This window comes from Sphingomonas sp. PP-CE-1A-559, assembly GCF_004340965.1.
Lineage (GTDB): Bacteria > Pseudomonadota > Alphaproteobacteria > Sphingomonadales > Sphingomonadaceae > Sphingomonas.
Window position 1 is genome coordinate 485,428 of sequence record NZ_SLYA01000003.1, and the last position, 25,823, is coordinate 511,250.

Annotated in this window: 26 protein-coding genes; 12 read left to right on the plus strand and 14 right to left on the minus strand. The window is 65.5% G+C overall.

What is annotated here, in order from left to right:
* Positions 1 to 45 precede the first annotated feature (45 nt).
* A complete protein-coding gene (locus C8J42_RS20635; protein ID WP_268795427.1) occupies positions 46 to 171 on the minus strand; it encodes a glutathione S-transferase N-terminal domain-containing protein in 126 nt (41 codons plus the stop codon).
* A gap of 29 nt (positions 172 to 200) precedes the next feature.
* A complete protein-coding gene (locus C8J42_RS12550; protein ID WP_133020480.1) occupies positions 201 to 650 on the minus strand; it encodes a MarR family transcriptional regulator in 450 nt (149 codons plus the stop codon).
* A gap of 117 nt (positions 651 to 767) precedes the next feature.
* Between C8J42_RS12550 and C8J42_RS12555 the strand changes: the two genes are divergently transcribed.
* The 3 genes from C8J42_RS12555 (at position 768) to C8J42_RS12565 (ending at position 2,730) form a co-directional block, all read left to right on the plus strand.
* Positions 768 to 1,193, plus strand: a complete 426-nt coding sequence (locus tag C8J42_RS12555) for an organic hydroperoxide resistance protein (RefSeq protein ID WP_133020284.1) — start codon at positions 768 to 770, stop codon at positions 1,191 to 1,193.
* 313 nt (positions 1,194 to 1,506) lie between these two features.
* Positions 1,507 to 1,791 (plus strand): hypothetical protein, encoded by a 285-nt coding sequence (locus C8J42_RS12560; protein WP_133020285.1) that lies wholly within the window; start codon positions 1,507 to 1,509, stop codon positions 1,789 to 1,791.
* A gap of 423 nt (positions 1,792 to 2,214) precedes the next feature.
* The gene (locus C8J42_RS12565; RefSeq protein WP_133020286.1) at positions 2,215 to 2,730 is read left to right on the plus strand and encodes a MucR family transcriptional regulator; all 516 of its coding nucleotides are present in this window, start codon (positions 2,215 to 2,217) and stop codon (positions 2,728 to 2,730) included.
* A 67-nt stretch (positions 2,731 to 2,797) separates the two neighbouring features.
* Here C8J42_RS12565 and C8J42_RS12570 read toward each other — a convergent pair whose 3' ends face one another.
* From C8J42_RS12570 to rpmF, 5 genes are all read right to left on the minus strand, one after another.
* On the minus strand, positions 2,798 to 3,172 hold the full coding sequence (locus C8J42_RS12570; protein ID WP_243644404.1) for a MerR family transcriptional regulator: 375 nt from the start codon (positions 3,170 to 3,172) through the stop codon (positions 2,798 to 2,800).
* Positions 3,173 to 3,269: 97 nt separating this feature from the next.
* Positions 3,270 to 3,569, minus strand: a complete 300-nt coding sequence (locus C8J42_RS12575) for an integration host factor subunit alpha (protein WP_056063634.1) — start codon at positions 3,567 to 3,569, stop codon at positions 3,270 to 3,272.
* Positions 3,570 to 3,663: 94 nt separating this feature from the next.
* The gene (locus tag C8J42_RS12580) at positions 3,664 to 4,632 is read right to left on the minus strand and encodes a beta-ketoacyl-ACP synthase III (RefSeq protein WP_133020288.1); all 969 of its coding nucleotides are present in this window, start codon (positions 4,630 to 4,632) and stop codon (positions 3,664 to 3,666) included.
* Entirely contained in the window at positions 4,629 to 5,657 is a 1,029-nt protein-coding gene (gene plsX, locus C8J42_RS12585; protein ID WP_056054397.1) for a phosphate acyltransferase PlsX, read from the minus strand. The genes C8J42_RS12580 and plsX overlap by 4 nt, the downstream gene beginning before the upstream one ends.
* Before the next feature lie 41 nt (positions 5,658 to 5,698).
* Positions 5,699 to 5,878 carry a 50S ribosomal protein L32 gene (gene rpmF, locus C8J42_RS12590; protein WP_056054400.1) on the minus strand — a complete coding sequence of 60 codons (180 nt, stop codon included), beginning with the start codon at positions 5,876 to 5,878 and terminating at the stop codon, positions 5,699 to 5,701.
* A gap of 237 nt (positions 5,879 to 6,115) precedes the next feature.
* On the opposite strand from rpmF, the gene C8J42_RS12595 reads away from it, so the two are divergent.
* Together C8J42_RS12595 and C8J42_RS12600 are read left to right on the plus strand one after the other, a co-directional pair.
* Positions 6,116 to 6,559 carry an MAPEG family protein gene (locus tag C8J42_RS12595; RefSeq protein WP_133020289.1) on the plus strand — a complete coding sequence of 148 codons (444 nt, stop codon included), beginning with the start codon at positions 6,116 to 6,118 and terminating at the stop codon, positions 6,557 to 6,559.
* Positions 6,556 to 8,181 (plus strand): M28 family metallopeptidase, encoded by a 1,626-nt coding sequence (locus C8J42_RS12600; RefSeq protein ID WP_133020290.1) that lies wholly within the window; start codon positions 6,556 to 6,558, stop codon positions 8,179 to 8,181. Before C8J42_RS12595 ends, C8J42_RS12600 begins: the two co-directional genes overlap by 4 nt.
* A 256-nt stretch (positions 8,182 to 8,437) precedes the next feature.
* On the opposite strand, the gene C8J42_RS12605 is transcribed toward C8J42_RS12600, so the two are convergent.
* Positions 8,438 to 9,115 (minus strand): MBL fold metallo-hydrolase, encoded by a 678-nt coding sequence (locus C8J42_RS12605; protein WP_133020291.1) that lies wholly within the window; start codon positions 9,113 to 9,115, stop codon positions 8,438 to 8,440.
* An 80-nt stretch (positions 9,116 to 9,195) separates the two neighbouring features.
* On the opposite strand from C8J42_RS12605, the gene pabB reads away from it, so the two are divergent.
* The 4 genes from pabB (at position 9,196) to msrA (ending at position 13,290) form a co-directional block, all read left to right on the plus strand.
* Positions 9,196 to 10,956 carry an aminodeoxychorismate synthase component I gene (gene pabB / locus C8J42_RS12610; RefSeq protein ID WP_133020292.1) on the plus strand — a complete coding sequence of 587 codons (1,761 nt, stop codon included), beginning with the start codon at positions 9,196 to 9,198 and terminating at the stop codon, positions 10,954 to 10,956.
* A gap of 50 nt (positions 10,957 to 11,006) precedes the next feature.
* A complete protein-coding gene (locus C8J42_RS12615; protein WP_120300929.1) occupies positions 11,007 to 12,206 on the plus strand; it encodes a pyridoxal phosphate-dependent aminotransferase in 1,200 nt (399 codons plus the stop codon).
* 210 nt (positions 12,207 to 12,416) lie between these two features.
* Complete coding sequence (locus C8J42_RS20130; RefSeq protein WP_165895481.1) at positions 12,417 to 12,566, plus strand: hypothetical protein; 150 nt, start codon at positions 12,417 to 12,419, stop codon at positions 12,564 to 12,566.
* 64 nt (positions 12,567 to 12,630) lie between these two features.
* A complete protein-coding gene (msrA, locus tag C8J42_RS12620) occupies positions 12,631 to 13,290 on the plus strand; it encodes a peptide-methionine (S)-S-oxide reductase MsrA (protein WP_120300928.1) in 660 nt (219 codons plus the stop codon).
* 156 nt (positions 13,291 to 13,446) lie between these two features.
* Here msrA and pdeM read toward each other — a convergent pair whose 3' ends face one another.
* A complete protein-coding gene (gene pdeM / locus C8J42_RS12625; protein ID WP_133020293.1) occupies positions 13,447 to 14,109 on the minus strand; it encodes a ligase-associated DNA damage response endonuclease PdeM in 663 nt (220 codons plus the stop codon).
* Between the two features lie 124 nt (positions 14,110 to 14,233).
* On the opposite strand from pdeM, the gene C8J42_RS12630 reads away from it, so the two are divergent.
* Complete coding sequence (locus tag C8J42_RS12630) at positions 14,234 to 16,207, plus strand: potassium transporter Kup (RefSeq protein WP_133020294.1); 1,974 nt, start codon at positions 14,234 to 14,236, stop codon at positions 16,205 to 16,207.
* A gap of 407 nt (positions 16,208 to 16,614) precedes the next feature.
* On the opposite strand, the gene C8J42_RS12635 is transcribed toward C8J42_RS12630, so the two are convergent.
* The 3 genes from C8J42_RS12635 to C8J42_RS12645 form a co-directional block, all read right to left on the minus strand.
* The gene (locus C8J42_RS12635; protein WP_133020295.1) at positions 16,615 to 18,012 is read right to left on the minus strand and encodes a M20/M25/M40 family metallo-hydrolase; all 1,398 of its coding nucleotides are present in this window, start codon (positions 18,010 to 18,012) and stop codon (positions 16,615 to 16,617) included.
* A gap of 59 nt (positions 18,013 to 18,071) precedes the next feature.
* Positions 18,072 to 19,055, minus strand: coding sequence for a retroviral-like aspartic protease family protein (locus C8J42_RS12640; protein ID WP_133020296.1), 984 nt, complete (start codon positions 19,053 to 19,055; stop codon positions 18,072 to 18,074).
* Positions 19,056 to 19,258: 203 nt separating this feature from the next.
* Positions 19,259 to 21,682, minus strand: coding sequence for a ligase-associated DNA damage response DEXH box helicase (locus C8J42_RS12645; protein WP_133020297.1), 2,424 nt, complete (start codon positions 21,680 to 21,682; stop codon positions 19,259 to 19,261).
* Between the two features lie 93 nt (positions 21,683 to 21,775).
* On the opposite strand from C8J42_RS12645, the gene C8J42_RS12650 reads away from it, so the two are divergent.
* Positions 21,776 to 22,381 (plus strand): hypothetical protein, encoded by a 606-nt coding sequence (locus C8J42_RS12650; protein ID WP_133020298.1) that lies wholly within the window; start codon positions 21,776 to 21,778, stop codon positions 22,379 to 22,381.
* A gap of 145 nt (positions 22,382 to 22,526) precedes the next feature.
* Here C8J42_RS12650 and lepB read toward each other — a convergent pair whose 3' ends face one another.
* Positions 22,527 to 23,300: a signal peptidase I gene (lepB, locus tag C8J42_RS20345; RefSeq protein ID WP_207897118.1), complete on the minus strand. Its 774-nt coding sequence runs from the start codon at positions 23,298 to 23,300 to the stop codon at positions 22,527 to 22,529.
* Between the two features lie 92 nt (positions 23,301 to 23,392).
* Here lepB and C8J42_RS12660 point away from each other — a divergent pair, with 92 nt between their 5' ends.
* Positions 23,393 to 24,391 (plus strand): ligase-associated DNA damage response exonuclease, encoded by a 999-nt coding sequence (locus C8J42_RS12660; RefSeq protein WP_133020299.1) that lies wholly within the window; start codon positions 23,393 to 23,395, stop codon positions 24,389 to 24,391.
* Between the two features lie 11 nt (positions 24,392 to 24,402).
* On the opposite strand, the gene C8J42_RS12665 is transcribed toward C8J42_RS12660, so the two are convergent.
* Positions 24,403 to 25,794 carry a DUF418 domain-containing protein gene (locus C8J42_RS12665; RefSeq protein ID WP_133020300.1) on the minus strand — a complete coding sequence of 464 codons (1,392 nt, stop codon included), beginning with the start codon at positions 25,792 to 25,794 and terminating at the stop codon, positions 24,403 to 24,405.
* Positions 25,795 to 25,823 lie beyond the last annotated feature (29 nt).

A 25,823-nucleotide genomic window follows, 5' to 3' on the forward strand; every position in this document is an offset into this window, starting at 1 on the left:
GATGTAGAGCTCGGCACTCGGGCGCGCAGCCCATAACGATCCTGACTAGCGCGTCGGTTGCGACCCCGAATGCCAACGGTCCTCCAGATATTCCAGAACGATCGTCGATTCGAACACGGTCGCGCCGTCGATCAGCAGCGCCAGCACCTCGCCGCGTGGATTGGAGGACATCGGGTGATCGTAGAGCCGCAATACGGGCGTCACTGCGTTACCGGGCGGTCGCCGGCGAGCGCACGCCGCAGTGCCGCGACCTCCACGTTCAGGGCGGCGAGTCGATCCGGCGTCATGCCGGACCGCTCGACGATCAGCGGGCCGAGGCACCCGGTCTCCGTCCACCGCGCTTTGCCGGTCTCGGTCAGCCGTACGCGCACCTGTCGCTCATCGGCGGGGTTGCGGATGCGCGTGACCAGCCCTGCCGCCTCCAGCCGTTTCGCCAACGGCGTGATCGTGCTCGGTTCGAGTGCCAACCGTTCGGCGATCGCGCCGATCGAACAGCCATCCTCGGCTTCGTTAAGGGTCTGGAGGACGAGAAACTGCGGATAGGTGATGCCGAGCCGGTCGAGCGCGGGCTTGTACGCACGATTGATCGCGATCGTCGCGGCATACAGCGAAAAGCAGAGCTGGTCGTCGAGGGGCAGGGGATCGGACAGGGCAGGCTCCTTCACGCACGACCGTACATAAAATTGCTTATCGCGGCAAATCTTACTGGACTTCGGTACCGTCTTCGCCTAATTAGTTATCGCGATAAGAAATATGGAGATTTTAGCATGTCCGTCGATGTAAAATACACCACCGAAGCCACCGCAACCGGCGGCCGCGACGGCCATGCACGGTCGCAGGACGGCCGGTTCGACGTCGCGCTCTCGACGCCGAAGGAACTGGGCGGCGCAGGCGGCGACGGCAGCAACCCAGAGCAGCTGTTCGCAGCCGGCTATTCCGCGTGCTTCATCGGCGCACTGAGGGTCGCTAGCCAGCAGTTGAAGGTGAAGCTGCCCGACGACGTCGCCGTCACCGCCAAGGTCGGGATCGGCCCGCGTTCGGCTGGCGGTTTCGGAATTACCACCGACCTGACCGTGTCGCTGCCAGGCATCGACCGCGCCGAAGCGCAGCGTCTGGTCGATGCCGCACACGAGATCTGCCCCTATTCGAACGCCACGCGCGGCAATGTCGATGTCGGCCTGACGCTCGCTTGAAGGTGAGGCCCTGACGGTCGGGCGGCACGTTTTCTGCCCGACCGTATTTAATTGGCAGCAAGACCAAGTCGCTGACGTCGAGCGGCCTTTTAGTCACATCCGATGCGTGTTGACATTAATGGTCACGGCTCCGATGTAATTTGCATGTACGCTCCTGCGACACATAAGCGTTTCCTCGACCATTCGGGTCAACTCGCCGCACGCGGTTAGCCCGAGCTCGCGGTTGTTCGCCGTTCGAGTTCGGGCTTTATTCGATCTGACCTTTGGGACGTGCTCTGCGCGCCCATGATCTCGAGTAAACGGAAACCGCACAGTGTCGGAACAGAACCCTGATAAAGATAGTCGCCCTTTGGCGGACCATGACGTCGAACTGGAGGATCGCGCCTTGCAACCCTTCCTGAGAATGAGGCCGAAGCATTTTTTCTCGAACCAGTTCGAGCTGGAGATCGTCGAAAACTATTCTGCCGATGATGGCGATCGTCGCGCTCGCAAGCAGCCGAACTGGTTGAACCGCTTCATCGATGTGAATCTTGTCCTCATGATCCTCGTGATCGGCGTGCCAATCCTTTTATATTGCATCGTCGCCTCGGCGAAATAGGCGCCGGACTTACGGTACAGGACTGTTCGCGACGATGTCGCGGGCAGTCCGCGAGTGACAGAATAGCCGGCGACTTGCCGCAAAATCCGTGTCGATAAACTAGTAACGGTAGTTGCTCACCGGGCTCCCCGCGCTGCCTGTCCGTGATAGGTAAGGATGTAATACGTTTAATGCGGCGTGATATCGCCGGGTCGGGCACGCAATTCCGGCACGTTGCAAAGAAATGATGATCTACTCCGACATCTACGATGTGGCGCCGAAGTTGCGACGAAGCCCAGCCAGTATCAGTCAAACCGATTATATTTATGTCGGACGATGAACAAAATGTAATGATGCACGTATGTTAAACACCTGGTGTTCAATTTCATACAAATATAGTAGGCGCCTGCCAGCAGGGGTGCATTACGAATTCAAGGACATACCGTGACCGATACACTTAATACAGTCGAGCTCGCCGCCGAACTGACGGCAGCATGGCTTGCCAACCCTAATACGCGCACTGCCGCCGACGACGTGCCGGCGTTCCTCGTCGCGATGCATTCGGCCGTCGAGAAGCTGGTCGGCAATGGCGAAGCGGAGCCCGAGGCAGCGGCACAGCCGACGTCCGAGCCAGCCGTTTCGGTGCGCAAGTCGCTTGCGTCGCCCGACCACATCATCTCGATGCTCGACGGCAAGAAGTACAAGACGCTGCGTCGTCACCTGTCGACCAACGGCATGACGCCGGAGCAGTATCGCGAGCGCTTCAACCTGAAGTCCGACTATCCGATGGTCGCCGCGACCTATTCGGAAGCGCGCCGTGCGATGGCGAAGTCGATCGGGCTTGGTCGCAAGGCTGGTGCAACGGTTGAGAAGGCGTCGGAAGACGCGGTGAAGACCGTTCGCAAGGGCGGCAAAGCAGCGCTTGATGCCGCCAAGAAGACGCTCGGCAGCGAGGATTGAGATCGGCGAGGGGGAGGGCTTCGTCCTTCCCCTCTCCCCTTTACGATGGCCAGTTACCCGCGACGGGTTATACGCCCCGGCCGTCCTCGACCAGCGCCTGCGCCAGAAGCGCGCGGATCGCACGAAGCGCAGGTATCACCGGCTCGATCGTGTCGGTCGTGGCCGGCGGTGACTTTTCGGCCGCCAGCAACTGCTGCACGCCGCGCACGGTGTAACCTTCGCGGTTGAGCAGCGTATCGATCCGGCGAACCAGCACCGCATCCTCGGCACGATAATAACGCCGGTTCCCTGCGCGTTGCAGTGGCCGTAGCTGCGGAAACCGGGTCTCCCAATAGCGCAGGATATGCTGTGGCAGGCCGGTCTCGCGCGATAGCTCACCGATGGTCCGGAACGCGGCGCCCGCCTTGACCGGACTCGGAACGGCCGTGCCTGCGGCGGCTATGGATGTACTGCCGTCGTCGGAACCGGGATCGCCCGCTACGTCGATGTCGTCCGTAAAATCGCCACCGGAAGTATCGGCGTCATCGGGCATTACAGAATCAGTCGGCGCCGACGATGCGCTCACGCATCATCTGGCTCGCGCGGAACGTCAGGACGCGACGCGGTGCGATTGGCACCTCGATGCCGGTTTTCGGGTTGCGGCCGACGCGCTCACCCTTGTCGCGGAGCACGAATGTGCCGAACCCCGAGATCTTGACGTTCTCGCCTTCGGATAGCGCGCCGCACATCTCGGAAAGAATCTGTTCCACGATCTTCGAGGAATCCGCACGCGACAATCCTACCTCGCGGTGGAGGGACTCGGCCAGATCGGCGCGCGTCAATGTACCGGTCATCGTCATTCGCAAGCTCCCAGTCTCGGCGCTTCTCTACACAAGCAGGATCGCGACCGGAAGAACTTTTGTTCTACAAGTGAATCGATCTCTTTCTACGAGATTAGAAGCGGATAACCGCCGCGCCCCAGGTAAACCCGCCGCCCATCGCCTCGAGTACGACGATCTGGCCTTGTCGGACACGTCCATCGCGCACCGCGACGTCGAGCGCGAGCGGCACGGAGGCCGCCGACGTGTTGGCATGCTGGTCGACCGTGACCACCACCTTGCCGGCCGCGAGGCCCAGTTTGCGCGCGGTGGCGTCGAGGATTCGCGCGTTCGCCTGATGCGGAACGACCCAGTCGACCTGGTCCGAAGACAAGCCAGCCATCGCCAGCGACTCGGTCATCACCGACGCCAGATTGGTGACCGCGTGGCGGAAGACCTCGCGGCCCTTCATGCGCAGCTTGCCGACGGTGCCCGTCGTCGAGACGCCGCCATCGACATAAAGAAGCTCGTTGTGACGGCCGTCCGCGTGCAGCTTGGTCGTCAGGATACCGCGACCGCCTTCGTCCGCGGTATCCTGCGCCTCCAGCACGATCGCGCCGGCGCCGTCGCCGAACAGCACGCAGGTCGTCCGGTCTTCCCAGTCGAGGATGCGGCTGAACGTCTCCGCGCCGATCACCAGCGCGCGCTTGGCGACGCCGCTGCGGATCATGCTGTCGACGACCTGGACCGCGTACAGGAAGCCCGAGCAGACCGCCGCGACGTCGAATGCGACGCAGTCGTCGATGCCGAGCATCGCCTGCACCTTGGTGGCGCTCGATGGAAACGTCTGGTCGGGTGTCGCGGTAGCGAGCACGATCAGGTCGATGCTGTCGGCCTCGATCCCAGCTGCGGTCAAAGCCGCGCGGCACGCGTCGGCGGCCAGCGTCGCTGTCGTTTCGCCTTCGCCGGCGATATGGCGGAAGCGGATGCCGGTACGCTCGACGATCCACTCGTCGCTGGTGTCGACCTGTTCCGCGAGTTCGGCGTTCGAGACTCGGCGCGCGGGCAGGGCGGAGCCGGTACCGATGACCACAGACCGGATCATGCCGCCTTCTCCACGCTGCCGAGATCGTCCGCAATGCGCCGGACCAGATCGTTGCGGACCATCTTCGCGGCATTGCCGATCGCGGTCGCGACGCCGCGCTCGGTGGCGCCGCCGTGGCTCTTCACGACGATGCCGTTGAGCCCGAGAAAGACCGCGCCGTTGTGATTGTTGGGATCGAGGTGATCGCGCAGCAACTCGGTCGCCGGCCGTGAGATCAGGAAGCCGAGCTTCGACCGCACCGAACTGCGGAACGCGCGCTTGAGCAGGTCGGCGACGAATCGCGCGGTGCCCTCGGCGGTCTTCAGCGCGATGTTGCCGGAGAATCCGTCGCACACGACCACGTCGACCTCACCGCGCGACAGCCGGTCACCTTCGATGAAGCCGTTGAACTGCATGTCGACAGCGGGCGTCGCACGCAACTGGGCCGCGGCATCGCGAATCTCGTCCGTACCCTTCATGTCCTCGCTGCCGATATTCAGCAGCGCGACGCGAGGATGCGGGATGTCGAGCGCAGTGCGCGCATAGGCGGCGCCCATGATCGCGAACTGGACAAGGTTGCGTGCATCGCACTCGGTGTTCGCGCCGAGGTCGAGCATCACCATGTCGGTATCGCCGAGCGTGGGCAGACGCGCCGCGAGAGCCGGCCGGTCGATCCCGGGCAGCATGCGCAACGACAGCTTCGCCATCGCCATCAGCGCGCCGGTATTGCCCGACGACACCGCAGCGGCGGCGCGACCCTGTTTCACCAGGTCGATCGCGATGCCCATCGACGTCTTCTTGGCGCGACGAATCGCCTGGGTCGGCTTGTCGCTCGACCCGACGACTTCCGGCGCGTGGACGATCTCCGAATGCTGCGACAGGTTCGGATGAGCTTTCAGCCCCTCGCGAATCGCAGCTTCGTCGCCGACCAGCAGGAAGCGCATGCCCTCGAATTGATGACGCGCGCGGGCGACACCGGCGAGCATCACTGCCAGCCCGTCATCGCCACCCATCGCATCGACCGCGATCCAGCCGCTGTCGGGCATCGCTTATCCTTCGTTCAAGTTAGAGGTTCCGGACGGAAGCCTCAGCCCTCGATCGAGAGGATTTCACGACCGTTATAGTGACCGCACGAACCGCACAGGTTGTGGGGACGCTTCAGTTCGCCACAGTTGGGGCATTCCTGGAACGACGCGATCGTGAGCGAGTCGTGGCCACGGCGCATGCCGCGCTTGGAGGGCGAGGTTTTTCTTTTGGGGACGGCCATTTCGGCACCTTGTTCAATCTAAAGGTCGGGGCTCCGAGTACGTCCGGACACGGGATACAGGCAACCGACAAGAATGCCGGCCGCCTGAAGCAACCCATGCGGCCTGACGCTCGCGAAGCGTGGCGCTATAGCGATTTCACCCCGCGTTGCAAGCTTCCGCCCCCCACGTTGCAACCGCTGATGTCCAGTGGCAGGGCATGCGGCTGACAAAAGACCTGATATTCGAGGGGCAACGCCGTGATATTACCCGTAACGCTGACGATCGCCGCGGCTGCTGCCGTCGTCAACCTATGGCTCGCCTTCCGAATCGTGCCGATGCGCGTGAAGGAGAGCGTGCTGATCGGCGACGACGGCAACCAGCGCCTGCAGGCGCGGATGCGCGCGCATGCCAACTTCACCGAATACGCGCCGTTCATCCTGATCCTGATGGGGCTGATCGAACTGGCCGGCGGATCGACGCTGTGGCTGTGGATCGCCGGTGCGGTGTTCGTGATCGCGCGAATCGCCCATGCGTTCGGGATGGACCGGACGACGTCGAGCCTGCCGCGGGCCGGGGGGGCGCTGGCGACCTGGGCGCTGATGGCGGTACTCGCCGGGTGGGCGCTGACGATCGCGTATCAGGCGAACAGCGTGCCGTCCTCAAAGACGTTCCAGGTCGTGCCGTCGGGGTCGCAGGCATGAGCGCGTTTCGCTTGCTTGGGGCGGCAACCCTGTTGGCCGCATCGCCAGCCATCGCGCAGGTCTCGCCCGACCGATTGTCCGCCGACGTGAAGACGCTCGCCTCCGACTCGTTCGAAGGCCGTGCGCCCGGAACCCCGGGGGAGACCAAGACGATCGCGTGGCTGATCGCGCAGTTCAAGGCGATGAAGGCACAACCCGGCGGCCCGAACGGCAGCTGGACGCAACCGGTACCGCTCGTCCACACCCGGATGGGCGCCGGCACCGTCCGCGCCGGCGATACCGCGCTGGTGCAGGGTCGCGACGTGTACCTGAGCACCGTCCGCGGCGTCGACCGCGTCGCCATCGCCAACGCACCGATGGTGTTCGTTGGTTACGGCGTCAGCGCGCCGGAACGCGGCTGGGACGACTTCAAGGGCCTCGACCTCAAGGGCAAGGTCGCGGTGTTCCTCGTCAACGATCCCGATTTCGAGGCGGTCGCCGGTGACGATGCGAAGGGCAAGTTCGGCGATCGCCGGATGACCTATTACGGCCGCTGGACGTACAAATACGAGGAAGCCGCGCGACGTGGCGCGGTCGGCGCGCTGATCGTCCACGACACCGCGGGCGCGGGGTACGGCTGGAACACGGTCACTGCTCCCGCCGGCGAGAATTACGACATCGTCCGGAAAGATCCCGAGTCGCGGGTGATGCTCCAGGGATGGCTGGAGGGCGGCGCGGCGACCCGGTTGTTCGCAAGCTCGAGCCTCGATCTGGCGGCTTTGCGCAAGGCGGCGCGGCGGAGCGACTTCCGCCCGGTCGCGCTGAAGCAGGCGTTCACCACCGACCTGCCCGTCAAGCACGATACCGCCGTGAGCCAGAACGTGCTCGCCAAGCTGCCGGGTACGAAGCACCCGGACGAAGTCGTGATGTTCGGCGCACATTGGGACGCCTACGGTATCGGCGCGCCCGATGCGCAGGGGCGGACGATCCGCCCAGGCGCGAACGACGACGGCCTCGGCGTGGCGGGCGTCCTCGAACTCGCGCGCAATTTCGCCAAGGCCCCCCGCACCGACCGCAGCCTCGTCTTCGCGCTGTGGAGCGGTGAGGAGCGCGGGTTGCTCGGTTCGGAGACCTATGCGGTGAACCCGGTCTATCCGGCCGCCAAGACGGTCACCAACCTGACGCTCGATATCCTCCAGACCGCAGGCCCCGCAAAGGACGTCATGCTGGTCGGGGCGGGCCAGAACAGCCTTGAGGACATGCTCGGCGATGCCGCCAAGGCGCAAGGCCGCGTCGTGACGCCCGAAGCGCTTCCCGAACGCGGGCTTTTCTACCGCGCCGACCATTTCTCGGTCGCGCGGCGCGGCGTGCCGACGTTGCTGCTGATGGCGATCAGTGGCGCACCCGATCTGGTCGAGGGCGGCCGGACCGCGGGGCAGGCTTGGCTCGACGGCTATATGAAATGCTACCACCAGACGTGTGACGCGTGGGGCGCCGACTGGGACCTGCGCGGCGCGGCGCAGGACGTGGACCTGTTCAAGACGATCGGCGCGAAGCTGGCGAACAGCCGCCTGTGGCCGGAATGGCGCGACGGCTCGGAGTTCAAGTCGGTGCGGGCAGAAAGCGCAACCGAGCGGAAGTAGAAGACCCGTCCCTCACGCTGGCAACCACCCCGGCGAAGGCCGGGGCCCAATTGGAAAGGTCGCTGTAACGGAGCGCCCCGTCCGCCAATCACTGTCCCCCAATTGGGCCCCGGCCTTCGCCGGGGGGGCGTTGAATGGTGGTGCTTCTGTTTCTTGTTCCCCCGCGAAGGCGGGGGCCCAGGGGCCAAGCATACCGCCTCTGGTTGAGTCTGGGCCCCCGCCTCCGCGGGGGAACGGCTAAAGTTGCAGGCAACCGCTACTCCGCCAGCGCCCGGTCACTAACGAACATATTCGTCGCCCGCTCATGCGCAAACGTGCTCGCCGGCCCATGCCCCGGAATAAAGCTCGTATCGCTCCCCAGCGGCCACAGCTTCTCGACGATCGACTTCACCAGCGTCTCGTGATTCCCCCCAGGCATGTCCGATCGCCCGACCGACCCCTGGAACAGCACATCCCCCACCTGCGCGAACTTCGACGGCGCGTGGTGGAAGATCACATGCCCCTCGGTATGCCCCGGCGTCTCGTACACATCGAGGACAAGATCCCCGACCGACACCGTGTCGCCCTCGACCAGCCACCGGTCCGGCTCGAAATTCACCCCCGAAATCCCGTATTTCGGCCCATCCTGATCGAGCCGCTGCAACCAGAAGCGATCCGCCTCGTGCGGTCCCTCGATCGGTACGCCTAGATCGTTCGACAGCCGCTTCGCACCCCCCGCATGATCGATATGCCCATGCGTCAGCAGGATCTTCTCGACCGTGACCCCCGCCTGTTCGACAGCCGCCATGATCCGCGGCAGGTCGCCGCCCGGATCGATCACCGCCGCCTTCATCGTCGCGGTGCACCAGATAATCGTGCAGTTCTGCTGGATCGGCGTGACGGGCACGATGGCAGCACGGAGCGGGGGCGCAGCGCGAAGGGGAGGATTTGTCATGGCCTCGAAATAGGATAGCGCCCCCGTAGGAGCAATCGCCGCTTGCGGTTTGCCTCGCGCTCCGTGCAACAGTCGCTACGATGTGGACCGCGCCCTTCGTTTTGCTCGATGACGCCCGCGAGGGGGGGGCGCCTGCACAATTGTACCGCGACCCGGTCCGGATCGTCCGCGCCGATACGCTCGCCGAGGTCCGCCCTGCGCTCGATGCGTTACGAAACGCCCGCGCGGAGGGCCTGCACGCCGCCGGATACCTGACCTACGAAGCCGGCGTTGCGCTTGCATCGAAGCCCGTCGACGTCCGCACCGAAGGCCCGCTGCTCTGGTTCGGCCTGTTCGCCGACTACCAGACGATAGCGCCCGAAGACGTCGCCGCCTTGCTCCCCGACCCAGCCGGCGCGTGGACCGGTGCGCCCGAGCCGCTGATCGACCGCGACACCTACGACGCCAGCCTGACGCGCGTGCTCGACCTGATCGCGGCCGGCGACATCTACCAGGCCAACCTCACCTTCGCCGCCACCGTCCCGTTCGTCGGCGACCCGCTCGCGCTCTACGCCCGGCTGCGGAGTCAGGCAGGCGCAGGCTACGGCGCGCTGATCGACACCGGCGAGACACGCTTCCTGTCGCTCTCCCCCGAACTCTTCTTCGCGCTCGACGGCGGCACGCTCACCTGCCGCCCGATGAAGGGCACCGCGCCGCGAGGCGACACGCCCGATGCCGATCGTGCGCTCGCCGAAACACTCGCCGCCGACCCCAAGCAGCGCGCCGAGAACCTCATGATCGTCGATCTGATGCGCAACGACCTGTCGCGCGTCGCCACCCAGGTCGCGGTCCCCGATCTGTTCACCGTCGAGACCTATCCGACCGTCCACCAGATGACCTCGACCGTCACTGCAACGCTGAAACCCGAGTGCGACGCGGTGGACGTCCTAACCGCGCTATTCCCGTGCGGCTCGATCACCGGCGCCCCGAAACAGCGCGCGATGGAGATCATCGCCGAGGTCGAGCACGCCCGCACGCGCGGCATCTATACCGGTTCGATCGGGCGGTTCGATCCGAACGGAGACGCGATCTTCAACGTCGCGATCCGTACGTTGGCGATCCAGGACGGCGCGACGACGATGAGTCTCGGCTCGGGAATCGTCGCCGACAGCGCAGCCGACGCGGAGTGGGACGAATGCCATGCCAAGGGCGCGTTCGTCACCGCCGGCCAGCGCCGCTTCGACCTGATCGAGACGATGGCGTTCGATCCCGACGACGGCCTGCCCCGCCTCGAAGCGCATCTCGCGCGGATGAAGGCGAGCGCAGAGGCCTTGGGCTTCACCTTCGACCGCCACACCGCGCGCAACGAACTCCAGGCTGCCACCTTCCGGTTGCGCGGACCCCGCCGTATCCGCCTGCTGCTAGGCCCATCCGGCGCGATCGCGATCGAGGCGGCACCGCTCCCGCACTCGCCTGCGCAAGCGACCGTCGCGATAGTTCCGCTGCCGGTGGCCGCGACCGACTTCCGGCTCCGCCACAAGACAAGCGCCCGCGCCTTCTACGACGACGCGCGGAAAGCCGCGGGGACGTTCGAGGTCGTGTTCGAGGACGCGGAAGGCTTCCTGACCGAAGGCAGCTTCACGTCGCTGTTCGTGCAGCGTGGAGATGCGCTCGTAACGCCGCCGCTACGGCATGGCTTGCTCCCAGGCATTCTCCGCGCCGACCTGCTCGAATCGGGCCGCGCAACTGAGGCGCCGCTGACCCGAGCCGACCTGACCGCCGGGTTCTTCATCGGAAATGCAGTCCGCGGGCTCATTCCCGCCATCGTTACGGTTGCGAATTCGACCGATCGGCGCGTATAGCGCCCGCGAATTCCGCGGCGACGCTCGCGGACAACCGCAAAGGTTACACCATGCACGCATCCGCCGCGCTCGGCCGCATCAGCCCCTCGCCGACGCTCGCGATCACCTCGCGCGTTCTCGAACTGAAGCGCGCAGGCGTCGATGTGATCGGCCTCGGTGCGGGTGAACCAGATTTCGACACGCCGGACTTCGTGAAAGAGGCCGCGATCCAGGCGATCCGTGACGGCAAGACCAAGTACACCAACGTCGACGGCACGATCGAGCTGAAGCAGGCGATCGTCGCGAAGTTCGCGCGCGACAACAACCTCACCTACACCACCGACCAGATCAGCGTGAACGTCGGCGGCAAGCACACCCTGTTCAATGCGATGGTCGCGACGATCGATCCGGGCGACGAGGTCGTCATCCCCGCGCCGTACTGGGTCAGCTATCCCGACGTCGTGCAGTTCGCCGGTGGCGTGCCGGTGATCGTGAAGGCAGGGCCAGAGGTCGGCTACAAGCTCGACCCCGCGGCGCTCGATGCTGCGATCACGCCGAAGACCAAGTGGGTGATCCTCAACTCGCCGTCGAACCCGACGGGGGCGGGCTACACGATCGACGAGCTGAAGGCGCTCGGCGCGGTGCTGGCGCGGCACCCACATGTGTGGATCTTCGCCGACGATATGTACGAGCACATCGTCTATGACGGCTTCAAGTTCGCGACCATCGCCGAGGCGTGCCCAGAGCTGTTCGACCGCACGCTGACCGTCAATGGCTGCTCGAAGGCGTATGCGATGACCGGCTGGCGGATCGGTTACGGCGCCGGCGCATCGTGGCTGATCAAGGCGATGGCCAAGCTCCAGTCGCAATCGACCTCGAACCCGTGCTCGATCGCCCAAGCCGCCGCTGTCGCCGCCCTGAACGGCGACCAGTCGTTCCTCGCCGAGCGCAACACCGCGTTCCAGGGCCGTCGCGACCTGGTCGTGTCGATGCTCAACGAGATCGACGGCATGCACTGCCCGACGCCGGAAGGCGCGTTTTATGTCTACCCGTCGTTCGCGGAACTGATCGGCAAGACGACACCGAACGGCCGCCTGATCGACACTGACGAGGCGATGGTCGGCTATCTGCTCGACGACGCCAAGGTGGCCGTTGTCCAGGGCGCCGCGTTCGGCCTCTCGCCGGCGTTCCGGATCAGCTACGCCACCTCGGACGCGCTACTCCGCGAGGCGTGCACGCGCATCCAGACGGCCTGCGCCGCGCTGAAATAACGTCGGCAACAATCGAGACACGCGGCGACATCTTCCGGCAACCCTGCCGGGCGATGCCTGCTGCACGATGAACGCATCGGCCACGGCGCGTTAATCGAGAGTTTCTAAAAACGACATTGTGGTTGGCCGGCATCTCTACGACATGCCGGTCCGTAACTGACGCTGACCTATCCGGTCGGCGCCATCACTGGGTTTCATTGGGATCGCATCATGCGCAGCATCGTAAAGTCGAGTTTCTTCTGGCAGTTCAGCGGCGGTTTCGTCCTCGGCGCCATCGGCTTGCTCGCACTCCAGCCCGCCGAAGCCCGCCAGACCTTCGCCAGCCATTTCGAGCATAGCGTCTCCGCCACCGCGCGATAACAGCCCATCTGATAACAGCGACGATGGCCTAGCGAACACGAGCGGCAACCCCATGTATCAAAGCATGAAAAAGCCGCTTCTCGCCACGCTCGCCGCCATCGGTATCGCCGGTGCGTTTATTGCCACCGGCACCGCGCAAGGCGCCCGCGCCGTCGTCATCCCCGCCGTCAAGACAGACCTTCCCGCCGCGCCCGGTATCCAGACTGCGGTGTTAGCGGGCGGCTGCTTCTGGACGATGGAAGCGGTGTTCGAGCATGTGAAGGGCGTGAAGGCCGTCACGACCGGTTATGCCGGCGGTACCAAGGCAACCGCGACCTATGACCAGGTCTCCGCCGAGACGACGCGGCATGCCGAAGCGATCAAGATTGCTTACGACCCCCGCGTGGTGAGCTACGGCACGTTGCTCCGCGTGTATTTCTCGATCGCGCATGATCCGACGACGTTGAACCGGCAGGGCCCGGACAGTGGCACCAGCTATCGCTCTGCGATCTTCCCCCAGTCGCCGGCGCAGGCGCAGGTCGCGCGGGCTTACATCGCGCAACTCGGTGCCACGCATGCGTTCTCGGGGCCGATTGTGACGAAGCTTGAGACCGGCGCGTTCTATCCGGCCGAGGCGTATCACCAGAATTTCTACGACCGGAACCCGACGCATCCGTATGTCGTCATGTGGGACAAGCCGAAGGTTGCCGCCTTCCGCGCGGCGTTCCCGACGATTTCGAGCTGAGGGCGACCTTCTTAGGACGGCCACCACCCCGGCGAAGGCCGGGGCCCAATTGGAAAGGTTGAAGTAACGGCGGACGAACCTCCGTTATAAACCGCCCGCAATTAGACCCCGGCCTCCGCCGGGGTGGTGGTTTATCTACTTGCCCGGCGACAGGCCTCAGGCAGCAACCGGAAACCGCAGCATCCGGTCCGCCACCGGCACCATGGCCTCGGCCCCAACCCCGACCGCACGCACGATCTCCGGATGGTCCACGTCCAGCCCGCCAGTCAGCGACCCGAACGCCGGCAGTATCAGCTTCGTCGCCGTCGCCACGAAACACCGCCGCCCCACCGATTTCCCCCGCACGCGCAACCGAAGCTTCGGATGGAAATGCCCCGACAGTTCCGGCCGCGTCTCCGCCCGGTCCGCCTCATGGCGCAGCACCAGCCCGTCGACGACCACCTCGTCCACGACCTCCCCGCCACACCGATCGAGGATCGCCGGATCGTGATTGCCCGTGATCCACGTCCAACGCGTCCCATCGGTCAGCGCCCGCAGCATGTCCTGCGCGCGCTGCGGCAGCCGCTCGCACCCGTCGCTATCGTGGAAGCTGTCGCCGAGGCACCAGACTTCGCGCGCGCCAGTCGCGGTGACCAGCGCGGTAAGGTCCGCCAGCGTCGCGATCGAATCATACGGCGGCAGCATCTGGCCGCGTTTCGCGAACCAGCTCGCCTTCTCGAAATGCAAGTCGGCAACCAGCAGCGCACGCCGCGCCGGCCAGAACAGCGCGCCTTGCGCCAACGCCAGAAGCGCATGCCCGCCGAACGAAAAGGGAACCATCTGCTTGCCATGCCGGTGCGCGCCCGGTGAATCAACCCGCCATAGCCCCAAACCAGCAGGACTTGCGCATGCCCCCAATCGGCGTAAAGCGCGCCGTCCCCTCAGGAGGAGCGCTCTTCGCGCCATGACGTCCGTCGCCGGAACACCCCAAACTGCCGCTGTACCGGAAACGCCTGGCGATCTGTCGGCGGCGCATCTGCATCCGCACCCCGCCCTCGCCGCCTTGACCGTCGGCGCGATCGGCGTGGTGTTCGGCGATATCGGCACCAGCCCGCTCTACGCGTTCCGCGAGGCGCTGGGCCAGACGTCGGCGGGCGGCATCGATCCCAGCGAGATCCTCGGCGTGCTCAGCCTCGCGCTCTGGTCGCTGTTCCTCGTCGTCACCGTCAAATACGTCATCTTCCTGATGCGCGCCGACAACCAGGGCGAGGGCGGCGTGCTAGCGCTGGCCGCGCTAGCCCGTCGTGCGCTCGGGATGCGGTCGCGGATCGCGATCGTGCTCGGCGCGGCGGGCGCGTCGCTGTTCTACGGTGATGCGATCATCACCCCGGCGCTGTCGGTGCTGTCGGCGATGGAAGGCCTGCGGACGATCCCCAGCGCCGCGCACATCTTCAACGAAGGCGTCGTCCGCGCGCTGACGATCGCCATCCTGATCGGGCTGTTTCTGATCCAGTCGCGCGGCACGGCGCAGGTATCGAAGCTGTTCGGCCCGGTCTGCATCCTCTGGTTCGTCGCGATCGGCGCGCTCGGTATCTGGCACATCGCCGACGAGCCCTCGATCGTCCGCGTGTTCCTGCCGACCTACGGCATCTCGTTCCTCGCCACGCACGGCGTCACCGGGCTGTTCGTGCTCGGCGCGGTATTCCTGACCGTCACCGGCGCTGAAGCGCTGACCGCCGACATGGGCCATTTCGGCAAGCTGCCGATCCGCATCGGCTGGTTCTTCCTCGTCTTCCCGGCGCTCGCGCTCAATTACCTGGGGCAGGGCGCATTCGCCTTGTCGCGGCTTGAGGATGCGGCGGCGCGCGGGGTGCCGTTCGTCAATCAGGACTGGTTCTTCCTGATGGCGCCCGAATCGCTGCGCCCCGCGCTGATCATCCTCGCCGGCTTCGCGACCGTCATCGCCAGCCAGGCGGTCATCACCGGTGCATTCTCGCTGACGCAGCAGGCGATCCAGCTCGGTCTGCTCCCGCGCCTGCGCATCCGCCAGACCTCCGCGGTGTTCGCCGGCCAGATCTACCTGCCGGCGATCAACTGGCTGTTGCTGATCGGCGTGCTGGTGCTGGTGATCCAGTTCAAGACGTCGTCGGCGATGGCGGCCGCGTACGGCATCGCGGTGACCGGCACGATGGTCGTCACGACCTTGCTCGCCTACATCGTCGTCCGGCACCGCTGGAACTGGTCGCGCCCGCTGGCGCTCGCCGCGATCTTGCCGTTCCTGACGCTCGACCTGATCTTCTTCGGCGCGAATATTCTCCGCGTGATCGAGGGCGGCTGGGTACCGCTCGTCATCGCCGCCGCGATCGGGCTGATCATCTTCACCTGGGTGCGCGGCAAGAAGATCGTGAGCGCGTTCGAAAAGCGCCAGAGCATCCCGCTGAGCGATCTCGCCTCGGCGCTGGAGAAGCGCCCGCCCGAGCGCGTCTCGGGCACCGCGGTGTTCCTGACCGGCAACCCGCACGCGACCCCGGGTGCGCTGCTGCACAATCTCAAGCACAACAAGGTGCTCCACGAGCGCAACCTGATCGTCAGCATCCGCACCGCGGACCGGCCGTTCGTCGAGGAGTCTCAGCGCGCCAAGGTCGAACGCGTCGACGACAATTTTTCGATCGTCGTGCTGACCTATGGCTTCATGGAATCCCCTGACGTCCCGCGCGATCTCGGCGTCGGCAACAAGACCGAGCAGCTCGGGCTCGACCCGATGCGCACCTCGTTCTTCATCGGCCGCAATACGCTGAAGCCCGACGCGGAAAAGGGCATGCCGCCCTGGCAGGACCGAATCTTCCTGTTCCTGCAAAGGAACGCCAGCGACCCGACGGACTTCCTGAAGATTCCCCCCGGCAAGGTGCTGGAACTAGGCGAACAGGTCACGGTGTAAGCCGAGCGCGGGGCGGACCGGTTCGAGTCGGAAACGCGTGCTCCCTCGCCCCTCCGGGGAGAGGGAAGGGGCCCGCGGCACTTGCCGTGGGAAGGGAGAGGGGCGTTGGGACGCACAGTCTCGAGCCCCAAGCCCCTCTCCCTTCCGTCGCCTAAGGCTCCTCCCTCCCTCTCCCCGAAGGGGCGAGGGAAGGCCTCGTTACCCAGCGAACGCCTCTACCAGATCGAACATATAACCCGGACGTCTAAACTCCCTCGCCCCTACGGGGAGAGGGAAGGGGGCCGCGGCGCTTGCCGTGGGAAGGGAGAGGGGCGTTGGGACGCTCGGTCTCGAGCCCCAAGCCCCTCTCCCTTCCGTCGCCTTCGGCTCCTCCTTCCCTCTCCCCGAAGGGGCGAGGGACGTGGCACTCACCCAGCAAACGCCTTCACCAGATCGAACAGATAATCCCGGCCATCATACAGCGAAGCCACCCGGATGCGCTCGTTGAGGCCATGAATCCCCCCCATGTCTTTGTCGATAAACACCCCCGGAGCCCCATAAACCGGGATCCCGATCGCCTCGAAGAAGATCCCGTCCGTCGCCCCCGTCGACATCAACGGCAGGATCGGCAGCCCCGGAAAGTGCTTCGCAGCGACCTTCGTCACCGGCCCCATGATCTTCGGATCGAGCGTCGGCGGGATCGCAGTCGGCCGCACCGGCTGGTTCGCCGTCACAGTCACCTTCGCCCCCGCCAGTTCCTTCAACTTGACGAGCGTGCTTTCCACCGTCTCACCCGGAAAGATCCGGCAGTTGATGTTCGCCGTCGCGCGCTGCGGCAACGCGTTCTCCGCGTGACCTGCGTTCAGCAACGTCGCCACGCACGTCGTCCGCAGCGTCGAATGCATCGCCTTGTCGCGGCTGACGATCGCATCCGCCGCCTTGTCCGCGGGGTTCGCGAGCAGCTTCGTGATCGCATCCCCCATCTCGCCCGGCATCGCCTTGGCACTCGCCGCGAAGAACGCCTTGGTCGTGTCCGTGAACTTCACCGGAAACTCGTAGCCCTGCACCGCCTTCACCGCATCGGCGAGCTCGTAGATCGCATTCTCGGGTATCGGCTGCGAGCTGTGCCCACCCGGGTTGGTGGCAAGAAGCGTGTAGTTCTGCGCCGCCTTCTCGCCGACCTGGATTGCGAGCAACTGGCGCTTGCCGTTATCGTCGAGCCGCCCGCCGCCGCCCTCGTTCAGCGCGAACTCCGCTGCGATCAGGTCGGGCTTCGACTTCGCCAGATACTGCGCGCCGTTCCACGCGAATGTCGTCTCCTCGCCGCAGGTGAGCGCCAGCTTGATCGTCCGCTTCGGCTTGTAGCCGCCGGTCTTGAAGCGGATCATCGCGTCGGACCAGATCGCCGCCTGCGCCTTGTCGTCGACGGTGCCGCGCGCGTAATAATAGCCGCCTTCCTCGATCAGCTTGAACGGATCGCGCACCCAATCCTCGCGCTTGGCCTCGACCACGTCGAGATGTGCGAGCAGCAGCATCGGCTTGATCGACGCGTCGGAGCCCTTCAGCACCGCGACGAGCCCGCCGTCCTTCGGGTGCTCGGGCACCGAGAAATACGTGATGTCGGCGTCCGCATAGCCCGCCGTCTTAAGACGCGCACCGATCTGCGCCGCGGCCTGCGTGCAGCTGCCGGCGGACAGCGTCGTGTTGGTCTCGACCAGCTCCTTGTAGAGCCCGAGGAACGCCTTCTGGTCGGGCCGCGACTGCGCCTGTGCCGCGATCGGCGTGGTCAGTATCGCCGCCGTGAGTAGCCAGCCAGTCGCGCGCATTGTCGTCCCCTTTTTCGTTTCAGGCGGGAGAGTTGCAGCGAACGCACGCGGACGCAACCTCAGCGGCGCAGCTCGCCACGACGGCGCGTCTCGCGTGGCAAGGTGAGCCGTACCTCGCGGTTGGCAAAATCGATGTCGACGCGGCGGAACAGTTGCAGCACGTCCATCCCGAGCAACATCGCGGGCCGCTCGGCGAGGCCGAACAGGCGGAACGGCGGTGCATCGACTGCGGTGAACGCCACGGGCAGGTCGCCTAGCGTCAGGCTGCCGATCGTGACGCGGTCGATCGTCGTATAGTCGGCGACCACGGTCTCGCCGGTGACCCCGGTCAGCGACACGGGTTGCGACGCCCCCGCGCTGCCCAGCCCTTTGCGTGTCACCCGCCGGCGGAGCGCGCCGTTGGCCATGCTGATCGATGTACCGGTGTCGAGGATCACGCGGATGCGGATGCCGTTGCAATAGGCGTCGGTGACGACGAGCTGCCCGAACAGGCTGCGCGCCCGGATGACGATCTCGTCTGGGCTCGTGCGCTCGCGGCTCTGCCGTTTGCGTGAGGGTGTGACGGTCATCGTGTTGGTGTCGAAGTCGATTCCCACCGCGTGGGCCTGCAACGCATCGATTCCGAGCAGCCCGGGCGCGCCGAGATTGATCGCACTGATCGCGGGCGCCTCGATCGCCGCGCTGCCGATCACGCTCACCTTCAGCGAGGGGATGACGACGGTGCCGATAGCGCTCGATCCGGTCATGCCCGTCACGCGGACGATGCGGCCTGGCGCGAGGCCGAGCGTTGCGGCGAGTTCGCGCGCGATGACGGTCCGCTGGGCGCCAGTATCGACGACGAACGCGAACGGTCCTGCGCCGGCGATCGTGACCGGCACCGTCATGCGGGCCTGGTCGTCACCGAACAGGAGCGTGGCGGGGTCTGGTTCTGCTGCGGATGCTGCGCTGGGCGGAGGTGCAGCATTGGGGCGTCGAGATGCTGCGTCCTGAGCGCTGGCTTGGGCGGCGATGACTAGCAGTAGAGGGGCTAGCCACCTGCGCATGCTGCAAATGCTGCGCCTGATTTGGTGGATACGCAACGGTCCTTGTTAGGAACGGACGACGCTATAAACCGTACCACCCCGGCGGAGGCCGGGGCCCAATTGGGGGACGTTGCTAATGGAGGGCAGTGCTCCGTTACGACCACCTTTCCAATTGGGCCCCGGCCTTCGCCGGGGTGGTGCCGTTTCAGCGGGGTGAGGCGCCCTCAATCCGGCCGCATCGCGTCGGCGATCATCGCTTCCGCCTCGATCAGCAGCGCGTCGTCCGAGCTGTTCGTCGAGATCTTTTCGCGCCCGATCAGCGTCAGCACCGGCACCGCGAGCGGCGTCACCCGCTCCAGATCGACATGCACCATCGTCGCCGCCGCGCGGTCGAGGAGCGACGCCAGCCGCCCGACATCGGTCATGCGCGCCCGCGCGTCCGCCCACGCCGCCTCCAGCAGCAGATGCGTCGGCTCGTACTTGCGCAGCACGTCGTAGATCAGGTCGGTCGAGAACGTCACCTGCTTGCCGGTCTTGCGCTTGCCCGGATGCTGGCGCTCGACCAGCCCGCCGATCACCGCCACCTCGCGGAACGCGCGCTTGAGCAGATGCGATTGCTGCACCCATTCGACGAACTCGTGTTCGAGGATATCTGCCGAGAACAACGCCGCCGGATCGACGATCTTCTCCAGCCCGTACACCGCCAGCGCATAATCGTTCGCAACGAAGCCGAGCGGCTTCAGCCCCTGCGTCTCCATCCGCCGCGTGATCAGCATGCCAAGCGACTGGTGCGCATTCCACCCCTCGAAACTGTACGCGACCATGTAATGCCGCCCCTCGCGCGGGAACGTCTCGACCAGCAATTGCCCCGGCTCGGGCATCACCGATCGATACGCCTGCATCTCGAGCCATTCCCGAACGTCGTCGGGGAAGCGCGCCCACTCACCGGGATGCGCGAGGAACCCGCGGACGCGGTCGGCGAGGTTGGTCGACAGCGGCATCCGGCTGCCGCCATAGGTCGGGATCCGCGCAGGCTTCGACGTCGCGCGTACCACCAGATCCTCAAGATCGATCTTCATCACCTCGAGGCTTAGCCCTGCGAAGAAGAACGTATCGCCGTGACTCAACTGCGCCGCGAACGCCTCCTCGACCCGTCCCAGCACGCGGCCATTGCCGAACCGCACGTTGAGCATCGTCGCCTCGACGATAATTCCCGCGTTCAGTCGGTGCTGGCCGATGAATTTCGGATGGCTGACGCGCCACGTCCCGTCCGCGTCCTTGGTCAGCCGCTTGAATCGGTCATACGCCTTCAGCGAATAGCCGCCGTCGCTGATGAAATGCAGCACGCGTTCGAACGTCTCGGTCGGCAGCGCGGAATACGGCAGCGCCGAGCGAATCTCGTCGAGCAACGCAGCTTCGTGGAACGGGGCCGCGCATGCGCACGCCATCACGTGCTGCGCCAGCACGTCGAGCGCACCGACGCGGAAGATGTCCGCATCGAGTTCACCCGCCTCGACCGCGTCGAGCGCCGCACGCGCCTCCAGATATTCGAAGCGGTTGCCCGGTACGACGATCGCCTGCGAGGATTCATCGAGGCGGTGGTTGGCGCGGCCGATCCGCTGCAACAGCCGCGACGAACCCTTCGGCGCCCCCATCTGGATCACGCAATCGACGTTGCCCCAGTCGACCCCGAGATCGAGGCTAGACGTCGCGACCAGCGCACGCAGTTTGCCCTCTGCCATCGCGTTCTCGACCTTCCGGCGCGCTTCCTTCGCCAGGCTGCCGTGATGGACGCCGATCGGCAGATTGCCCGAATTCACCTTCCACAGATCCTGGAAGATCAGTTCCGCCAGGCTGCGCGTGTTGCAGAACACGATCGAGGTCTCGTGCGCTTCGATCTCGGCCATCACCTGCGCGGCGGCATAGCGGCCCGAATGCCCCGACCACGGCACGCGACCCTCGGGCAGCAGGATCGCGATGTTGGGCTCCGCACCCGCCTCGCCGCGGACCATCGCGACCTGGTCGATATCGCCGTCGGGCGCGAGCCACGCGCGATAGCCGTCGGCATCCGCGACCGTCGCCGACAGCGCAACGCGGCGCATCCCCGGCGAGATCGTCTGCAACCGCGCCATACACAGCGAGAGCAGGTCGCCGCGCTTACCGGTCGCGAATGCATGGACCTCGTCGACGACGATCGTACGGAGGTTTTCGAACATCGTGATGCTGTCGGGATAGCTCAGCAAGAGTGACAGCGATTCAGGTGTCGTCAGCAGGATCTGCGGCGGCTTGATCCGTTGCCGGGCCTTCCGGTCGGAGGGCGTATCTCCGGTGCGCGTCTCGACGCGGATATCGACGCCCATCTCGTCGATCGGAGTCAGCAGGTTGCGCTGCACGTCGACCGCAAGCGCCTTCAACGGCGATACGTAGAGCGTATGCAGGCCCGTCGTTGGCGCCTCGATCAGCTCGGCAAGCGTCGGCAGGAACCCGGCAAGTGTCTTCCCCGCGCCGGTCGCCGCCACCAGCAGCGCATGATGCCCGGCGCGGCCTTCCGCCAGCATCTCCAGTTGATGCCGACGCGGCCGCCACCCCCGCGTCGCGAACCAGTTTTCCAAGGGGGAGGGGAGGTCGCTCACGGCCTGTTCACGCATCGTCGCCATATGGGGGCGTCGCGCCGCACCGCTATGGACCGCACGCGTAACGATCGGCAATTCGGTCAAAGCTCTGTTAGGAAAGATCCGTCGGTGTCGCTTTTTCGCTACCTTCTGCCGCTGCCGTTACTCGCGCTTCTTCCCTTCGCCAACGCCATCGCACAGACCAAGTCGTTCCTCGGCGCCGGCGGCATGGTCCGGCTCTCGCATGCCTCGAACCTCACGCCGACGCGCAACTTCGCGGGTCGCGCGCTGATGAACAGTGGGTGGCGCCAGATGTGGGACGGCAAGCCGGTCGGCCGCGGCGTCGGTATCGTCCGCTTCTGGCAGGTCGCCAAGCCGACCGACGGGCAGGGCCAGGTGACCGAAATGATCCAGGTCGGTTTCAGCCGTAGCACGGCGGTCGTGGCGACCTGCGGCACAGAGGGGCTGAACTCGGGAAGTGGCCGGCGGCTGCCCGATAGGATGCTCGGCGGCCATCGCTGGACGGCCTACGCCAATGGCGATGCGGGCATGAGCCAACAGGTCAGCGCGATCAATCTGCGCAGCGTCATCAACGGCGCCTGCTACACGATCGACCGCATCACCTACGCGACGAAGGCCGCCCCGCCACCGCCGCGCATTGCACCCGCCCAGGCGGTTGCCGCGGCGAAGATGGACGCGATCCTCGCAACGATAAAGGTCGGCCGGCGACGCTGACCCTTTTTCTCCCCTTCCTGAAAGGGAGGGGCTGGGAGTGGGTGGGCCCGTTCGAGCCACCCTCACCCTACCAAGCGGAACCAGACCCGCCCCCAACCTCGCTTCCAGAGAGCGAAGAGCTAGATTACCGACACCTTTTCCCGATTCAGCGGTCGAGGCGGTTGCCGATCTTCGCGCGATCGAGGCTCCAGTAAATATACATCGCCTCTCCGATGATCGCCGCGACCGGCACCATCCCGACGCCCTGTTGCTCGACCGGCACGCGACTGTCGGCGGAGCGATCGCGATTATCGCCGAGCACGAAGACATGGCCCGGCGGAACAGTGACCTCGCGCGTGTCGTCGAACAGCGACGTATCCGTGTCGAGTATGCGATGGCTGGAGCGCTCGCTCGGCAGGCGTTCCGCCTGGAAGACGATCACGTCGCCGCGTTTCGGCGGCCCACGCCAGCGCATGTCGACGATGAACTTGTCATCGCTGCCGATCGTCGGCGCCATGCTGTCGGACGGTGCGTAGAACGGCTTGTAGAAATGGTGCATCAGGGGCGCCACGCTCTGCAAGAGGCCGAGCACCACCACTGTCATCGGCATCAGCGCATACCAGCGGGACCACCAGCGCGAAGGAATCCGGTGTCGGCTCTGACGCCATGTCAGCAGGATCGGCGCGATGTACATTGCGGCCAGCAAGACGGTGACCAGTACGAGCGCAGATACCGCCGTACCGAAACCGGTGATAGGCAGATGCCCGAACCCGAATGTGATGAGCGCACCTAACGCGACCGGCGCCACGAAAAACAGCGCGCCGCGCCAATCACCGATCCGGACCAGTCCAAGGCCGGGCAGGATCAAGTTGAGCGCGGTGATGCCTACCCGTGCTGGCACGCTTCGTCGGTCGACCGGGTCTTCTATCGTATCGTTCATACGACATCCCCCCGGCGAGTGGGCGCACCGTACCGGACACTGGGCGCAAGACAATGCCGGCACCGAGGACCCGGTTCACGCGTAGTACTGGCATGGCAAAACTCGGCGACTGGCTCGAACCGCATCCGCACGGCATTCTCGTCAAGCCGATCGACGCCTGGATCGACCCCTCGATCCCGACCGCAAAGGCACTCGTCACGCACGGCCATGCCGATCATGCCCGCGGTGGCCACGAGGCTGTCTGGGCGACCCCCGAGACGCTCGCGATCATGGACGCGCGCTACGGCCCGCAAGCCGGCCACCCGGTCGCGTATGGTGAGACCATCCGGATGGGAGAGGTGGACATTGGTTTCGTCCCCGCCGGCCACGTCCTCGGCTCCGCGCAGATCGTGCTCGATTATCGCGGCGAGCGGATCGTCGTGTCGGGCGATTACAAACGCCGCGCAGACCCGACCTGTACGCCGTTCGAACCCGTCAAATGCGACGTCTTCATCACCGAAGCCACGTTCGGTCTGCCGGTGTTCCGCCACCCCGACACCGGCGACGAGATCGACAAGCTGATCGCGGCCCTCCACGCCAACCCCGATCGCTGCGTCGTCGTTGGCGCCTACGCGCTCGGCAAGGCGCAGCGCGTGATCGCCGAATTGCGCGAACGTGGCCACGAGGCACCGATCTACATCCACGGCGCGCTGCAAAAGCTGTGCGACCTGTATGCCGAGCACGGCGTCAGGCTGGGCGAATTGCTCCCCGTGGCGGATGCGAAGAAGGCGGACATGGCGGGGCATGTCGTGATGTGCCCGCCCGGCGCGCTCAACGATCGCTGGTCGCGGCGGCTGCCCGATCCGATCACCGCGATGGCGAGCGGCTGGATGCGTGTCCGGGGCCGTGCGCGCCAGAAGAACGTCGAACTCCCGCTGATCCTCAGCGATCATGCCGACTGGGACGAACTCACCTCCACGCTGACCGAGATCGCCCCAAAGGAGGTCTGGGTCACGCACGGCCGCGAGGACGCGCTGGTCCACTGGTGCATGACCCGCCAGATCAAGGCACGCGCGCTCGCGCTGGTGGGGTTCGAGGACGAGGACGACTGAGCCCTCCTGCCTCACGCCGGACGCAATTCTCCGGAGAAAGGCGGCAACGTCGCCTTGCGCCACGGCAGCGCGCGTCCCTCCACCAGCGAGCGCCACGCCCACTCCACCGGGGCGATATCGAACCGCCGCACATAGGCGTTGGCGAGCAGCAGCAACGCGATGTTGATCGCCAGCGCGGTCGCCATGAGCCCGGCCCAGCCGAGCGTGCCGTACAGGGCAAGGCCGAACGGCGGGAACAGGATCCACAGGCACACGATCGTCTGGAGAATATAGATCGACAGCGCGGTCCGCCCGGCCGCGATGAACGGCCGCAACAGCCTGGCACCAAAACCCGTGCCGAGCAGCAGGCATACTGCACCGACATGGCCGAGCGTCATCGCCTCGCGCGCGACTTCAACGGTTGCCCACATCGTCTTCGGCGCATCGTCGAACCGCGTCTGTTCGATCGCGCCGACGATCCGCAGCGGGATGGCGACGGCATAGGCGATCAGCGTCATGCGCAGGTAGAAGCTGCGCGATCGCAAGCCTTGCAGGATGCCGAGCTTGTAGAGTGCGGCCCCGATCAGCATGACGCTGACGGCTTCCCAGAAGATGATCAGCTCGAACCCCTGCGACTGGAGCGTGACCGTGACGCTCCACTGCATTGCCGCCCATGTCGCAAAGCTGTCGGTCCGCGCCTTGTCCTCCGCGACGATCCTCGCATGGCTTTCGGTCTTGCTCTTCGCGCGCTTGGCGTCGTCGGTTGCGGCCTTGGCGAGCAGTTTTCGATCGTCCGCGGTTACGGGGCGACCTGCCGCAAGCGCCTTGTTGACCGCAGCGACCTGCGATCGCTCCTGGAGCGGCTGGTAATAGGCGAAATATCCTGCGCCACCGAATTGCGCGACGGCGGCGACCAGACCGATCGTGATCAGCCAGCGCGGGCGCATGCGCCGGAACAGGAACGCGGCCAACGCGGCGATCGCATAGCTGTGGAGGATGTCGCCGGGCCACAACAGGATGAAGAGGTGGACGACGCCGAACCCGAGCAGCAGCACGTTGCGGAGATAATAGCGCTTCATCACGACTCGCTTGCCGAGGCTGAGTGCGGCGCGATCGGTGAGGATCACCATCCCCGCGCCGAACAGCAGTTCGAGCATGCAGCGCGCGGTGCCGTTCGCGATCACTTCGCGGAGCCACCACGCGACCTGGTCGGCGTGGGTCCAGCCAAGATTCCGAAAATCGCCGAACATCGCCCAGAGCGAGCCGCCCATGTCGTTGATGTTCATGAACAAGATGCCCAGGATCGCGATCCCCCGGAGGATGTCGAGAACCGCGATACGCGGCGCGCCATCGGGCTCCGTCGCCTGAAGTATCGTTGGCTCAGCGTCTATAGCGCCTACGTCGCGTATGGCTTGGTCGTACATCGTTTTGGGCCCCCCCGAGATGACAAACC

What these genes read in the sequence shown, in the direction of transcription:
- C8J42_RS12665 (WP_133020300.1), bottom strand. Translation starts at nt 25,794, where the DNA reads ATGTACGACCAAGCCATACGCGACGTAGGCGCTATAGACGCTGAGCCA.
- msrA (WP_120300928.1), top strand. Translation starts at nt 12,631, where the DNA reads ATGAAAAAGCCGCTTCTCGCCACGCTCGCCGCCATCGGTATCGCCGGT.
- C8J42_RS12575 (WP_056063634.1), bottom strand. Translation starts at nt 3,569, where the DNA reads ATGACGATGACCGGTACATTGACGCGCGCCGATCTGGCCGAGTCCCTC.
- pabB (WP_133020292.1), top strand. Translation starts at nt 9,196, where the DNA reads ATGTGGACCGCGCCCTTCGTTTTGCTCGATGACGCCCGCGAGGGGGGG.
- pdeM (WP_133020293.1), bottom strand. Translation starts at nt 14,109, where the DNA reads ATGGTTCCCTTTTCGTTCGGCGGGCATGCGCTTCTGGCGTTGGCGCAA.
- C8J42_RS12615 (WP_120300929.1), top strand. Translation starts at nt 11,007, where the DNA reads ATGCACGCATCCGCCGCGCTCGGCCGCATCAGCCCCTCGCCGACGCTC.
- C8J42_RS12600 (WP_133020290.1), top strand. Translation starts at nt 6,556, where the DNA reads ATGAGCGCGTTTCGCTTGCTTGGGGCGGCAACCCTGTTGGCCGCATCG.
- plsX (WP_056054397.1), bottom strand. Translation starts at nt 5,657, where the DNA reads ATGCCCGACAGCGGCTGGATCGCGGTCGATGCGATGGGTGGCGATGAC.
- lepB (WP_207897118.1), bottom strand. Translation starts at nt 23,300, where the DNA reads ATGAACGATACGATAGAAGACCCGGTCGACCGACGAAGCGTGCCAGCA.
- C8J42_RS12660 (WP_133020299.1), top strand. Translation starts at nt 23,393, where the DNA reads ATGGCAAAACTCGGCGACTGGCTCGAACCGCATCCGCACGGCATTCTC.
- C8J42_RS12640 (WP_133020296.1), bottom strand. Translation starts at nt 19,055, where the DNA reads ATGCGCAGGTGGCTAGCCCCTCTACTGCTAGTCATCGCCGCCCAAGCC.
- rpmF (WP_056054400.1), bottom strand. Translation starts at nt 5,878, where the DNA reads ATGGCCGTCCCCAAAAGAAAAACCTCGCCCTCCAAGCGCGGCATGCGC.
- C8J42_RS20130 (WP_165895481.1), top strand. Translation starts at nt 12,417, where the DNA reads ATGCGCAGCATCGTAAAGTCGAGTTTCTTCTGGCAGTTCAGCGGCGGT.
- C8J42_RS12555 (WP_133020284.1), top strand. Translation starts at nt 768, where the DNA reads ATGTCCGTCGATGTAAAATACACCACCGAAGCCACCGCAACCGGCGGC.
- C8J42_RS12605 (WP_133020291.1), bottom strand. Translation starts at nt 9,115, where the DNA reads ATGACAAATCCTCCCCTTCGCGCTGCGCCCCCGCTCCGTGCTGCCATC.
- C8J42_RS20635 (WP_268795427.1), bottom strand. Translation starts at nt 171, where the DNA reads ATGTCCTCCAATCCACGCGGCGAGGTGCTGGCGCTGCTGATCGACGGC.
- C8J42_RS12630 (WP_133020294.1), top strand. Translation starts at nt 14,234, where the DNA reads ATGACGTCCGTCGCCGGAACACCCCAAACTGCCGCTGTACCGGAAACG.
- C8J42_RS12645 (WP_133020297.1), bottom strand. Translation starts at nt 21,682, where the DNA reads ATGCGTGAACAGGCCGTGAGCGACCTCCCCTCCCCCTTGGAAAACTGG.
- C8J42_RS12580 (WP_133020288.1), bottom strand. Translation starts at nt 4,632, where the DNA reads ATGATCCGGTCTGTGGTCATCGGTACCGGCTCCGCCCTGCCCGCGCGC.
- C8J42_RS12635 (WP_133020295.1), bottom strand. Translation starts at nt 18,012, where the DNA reads ATGCGCGCGACTGGCTGGCTACTCACGGCGGCGATACTGACCACGCCG.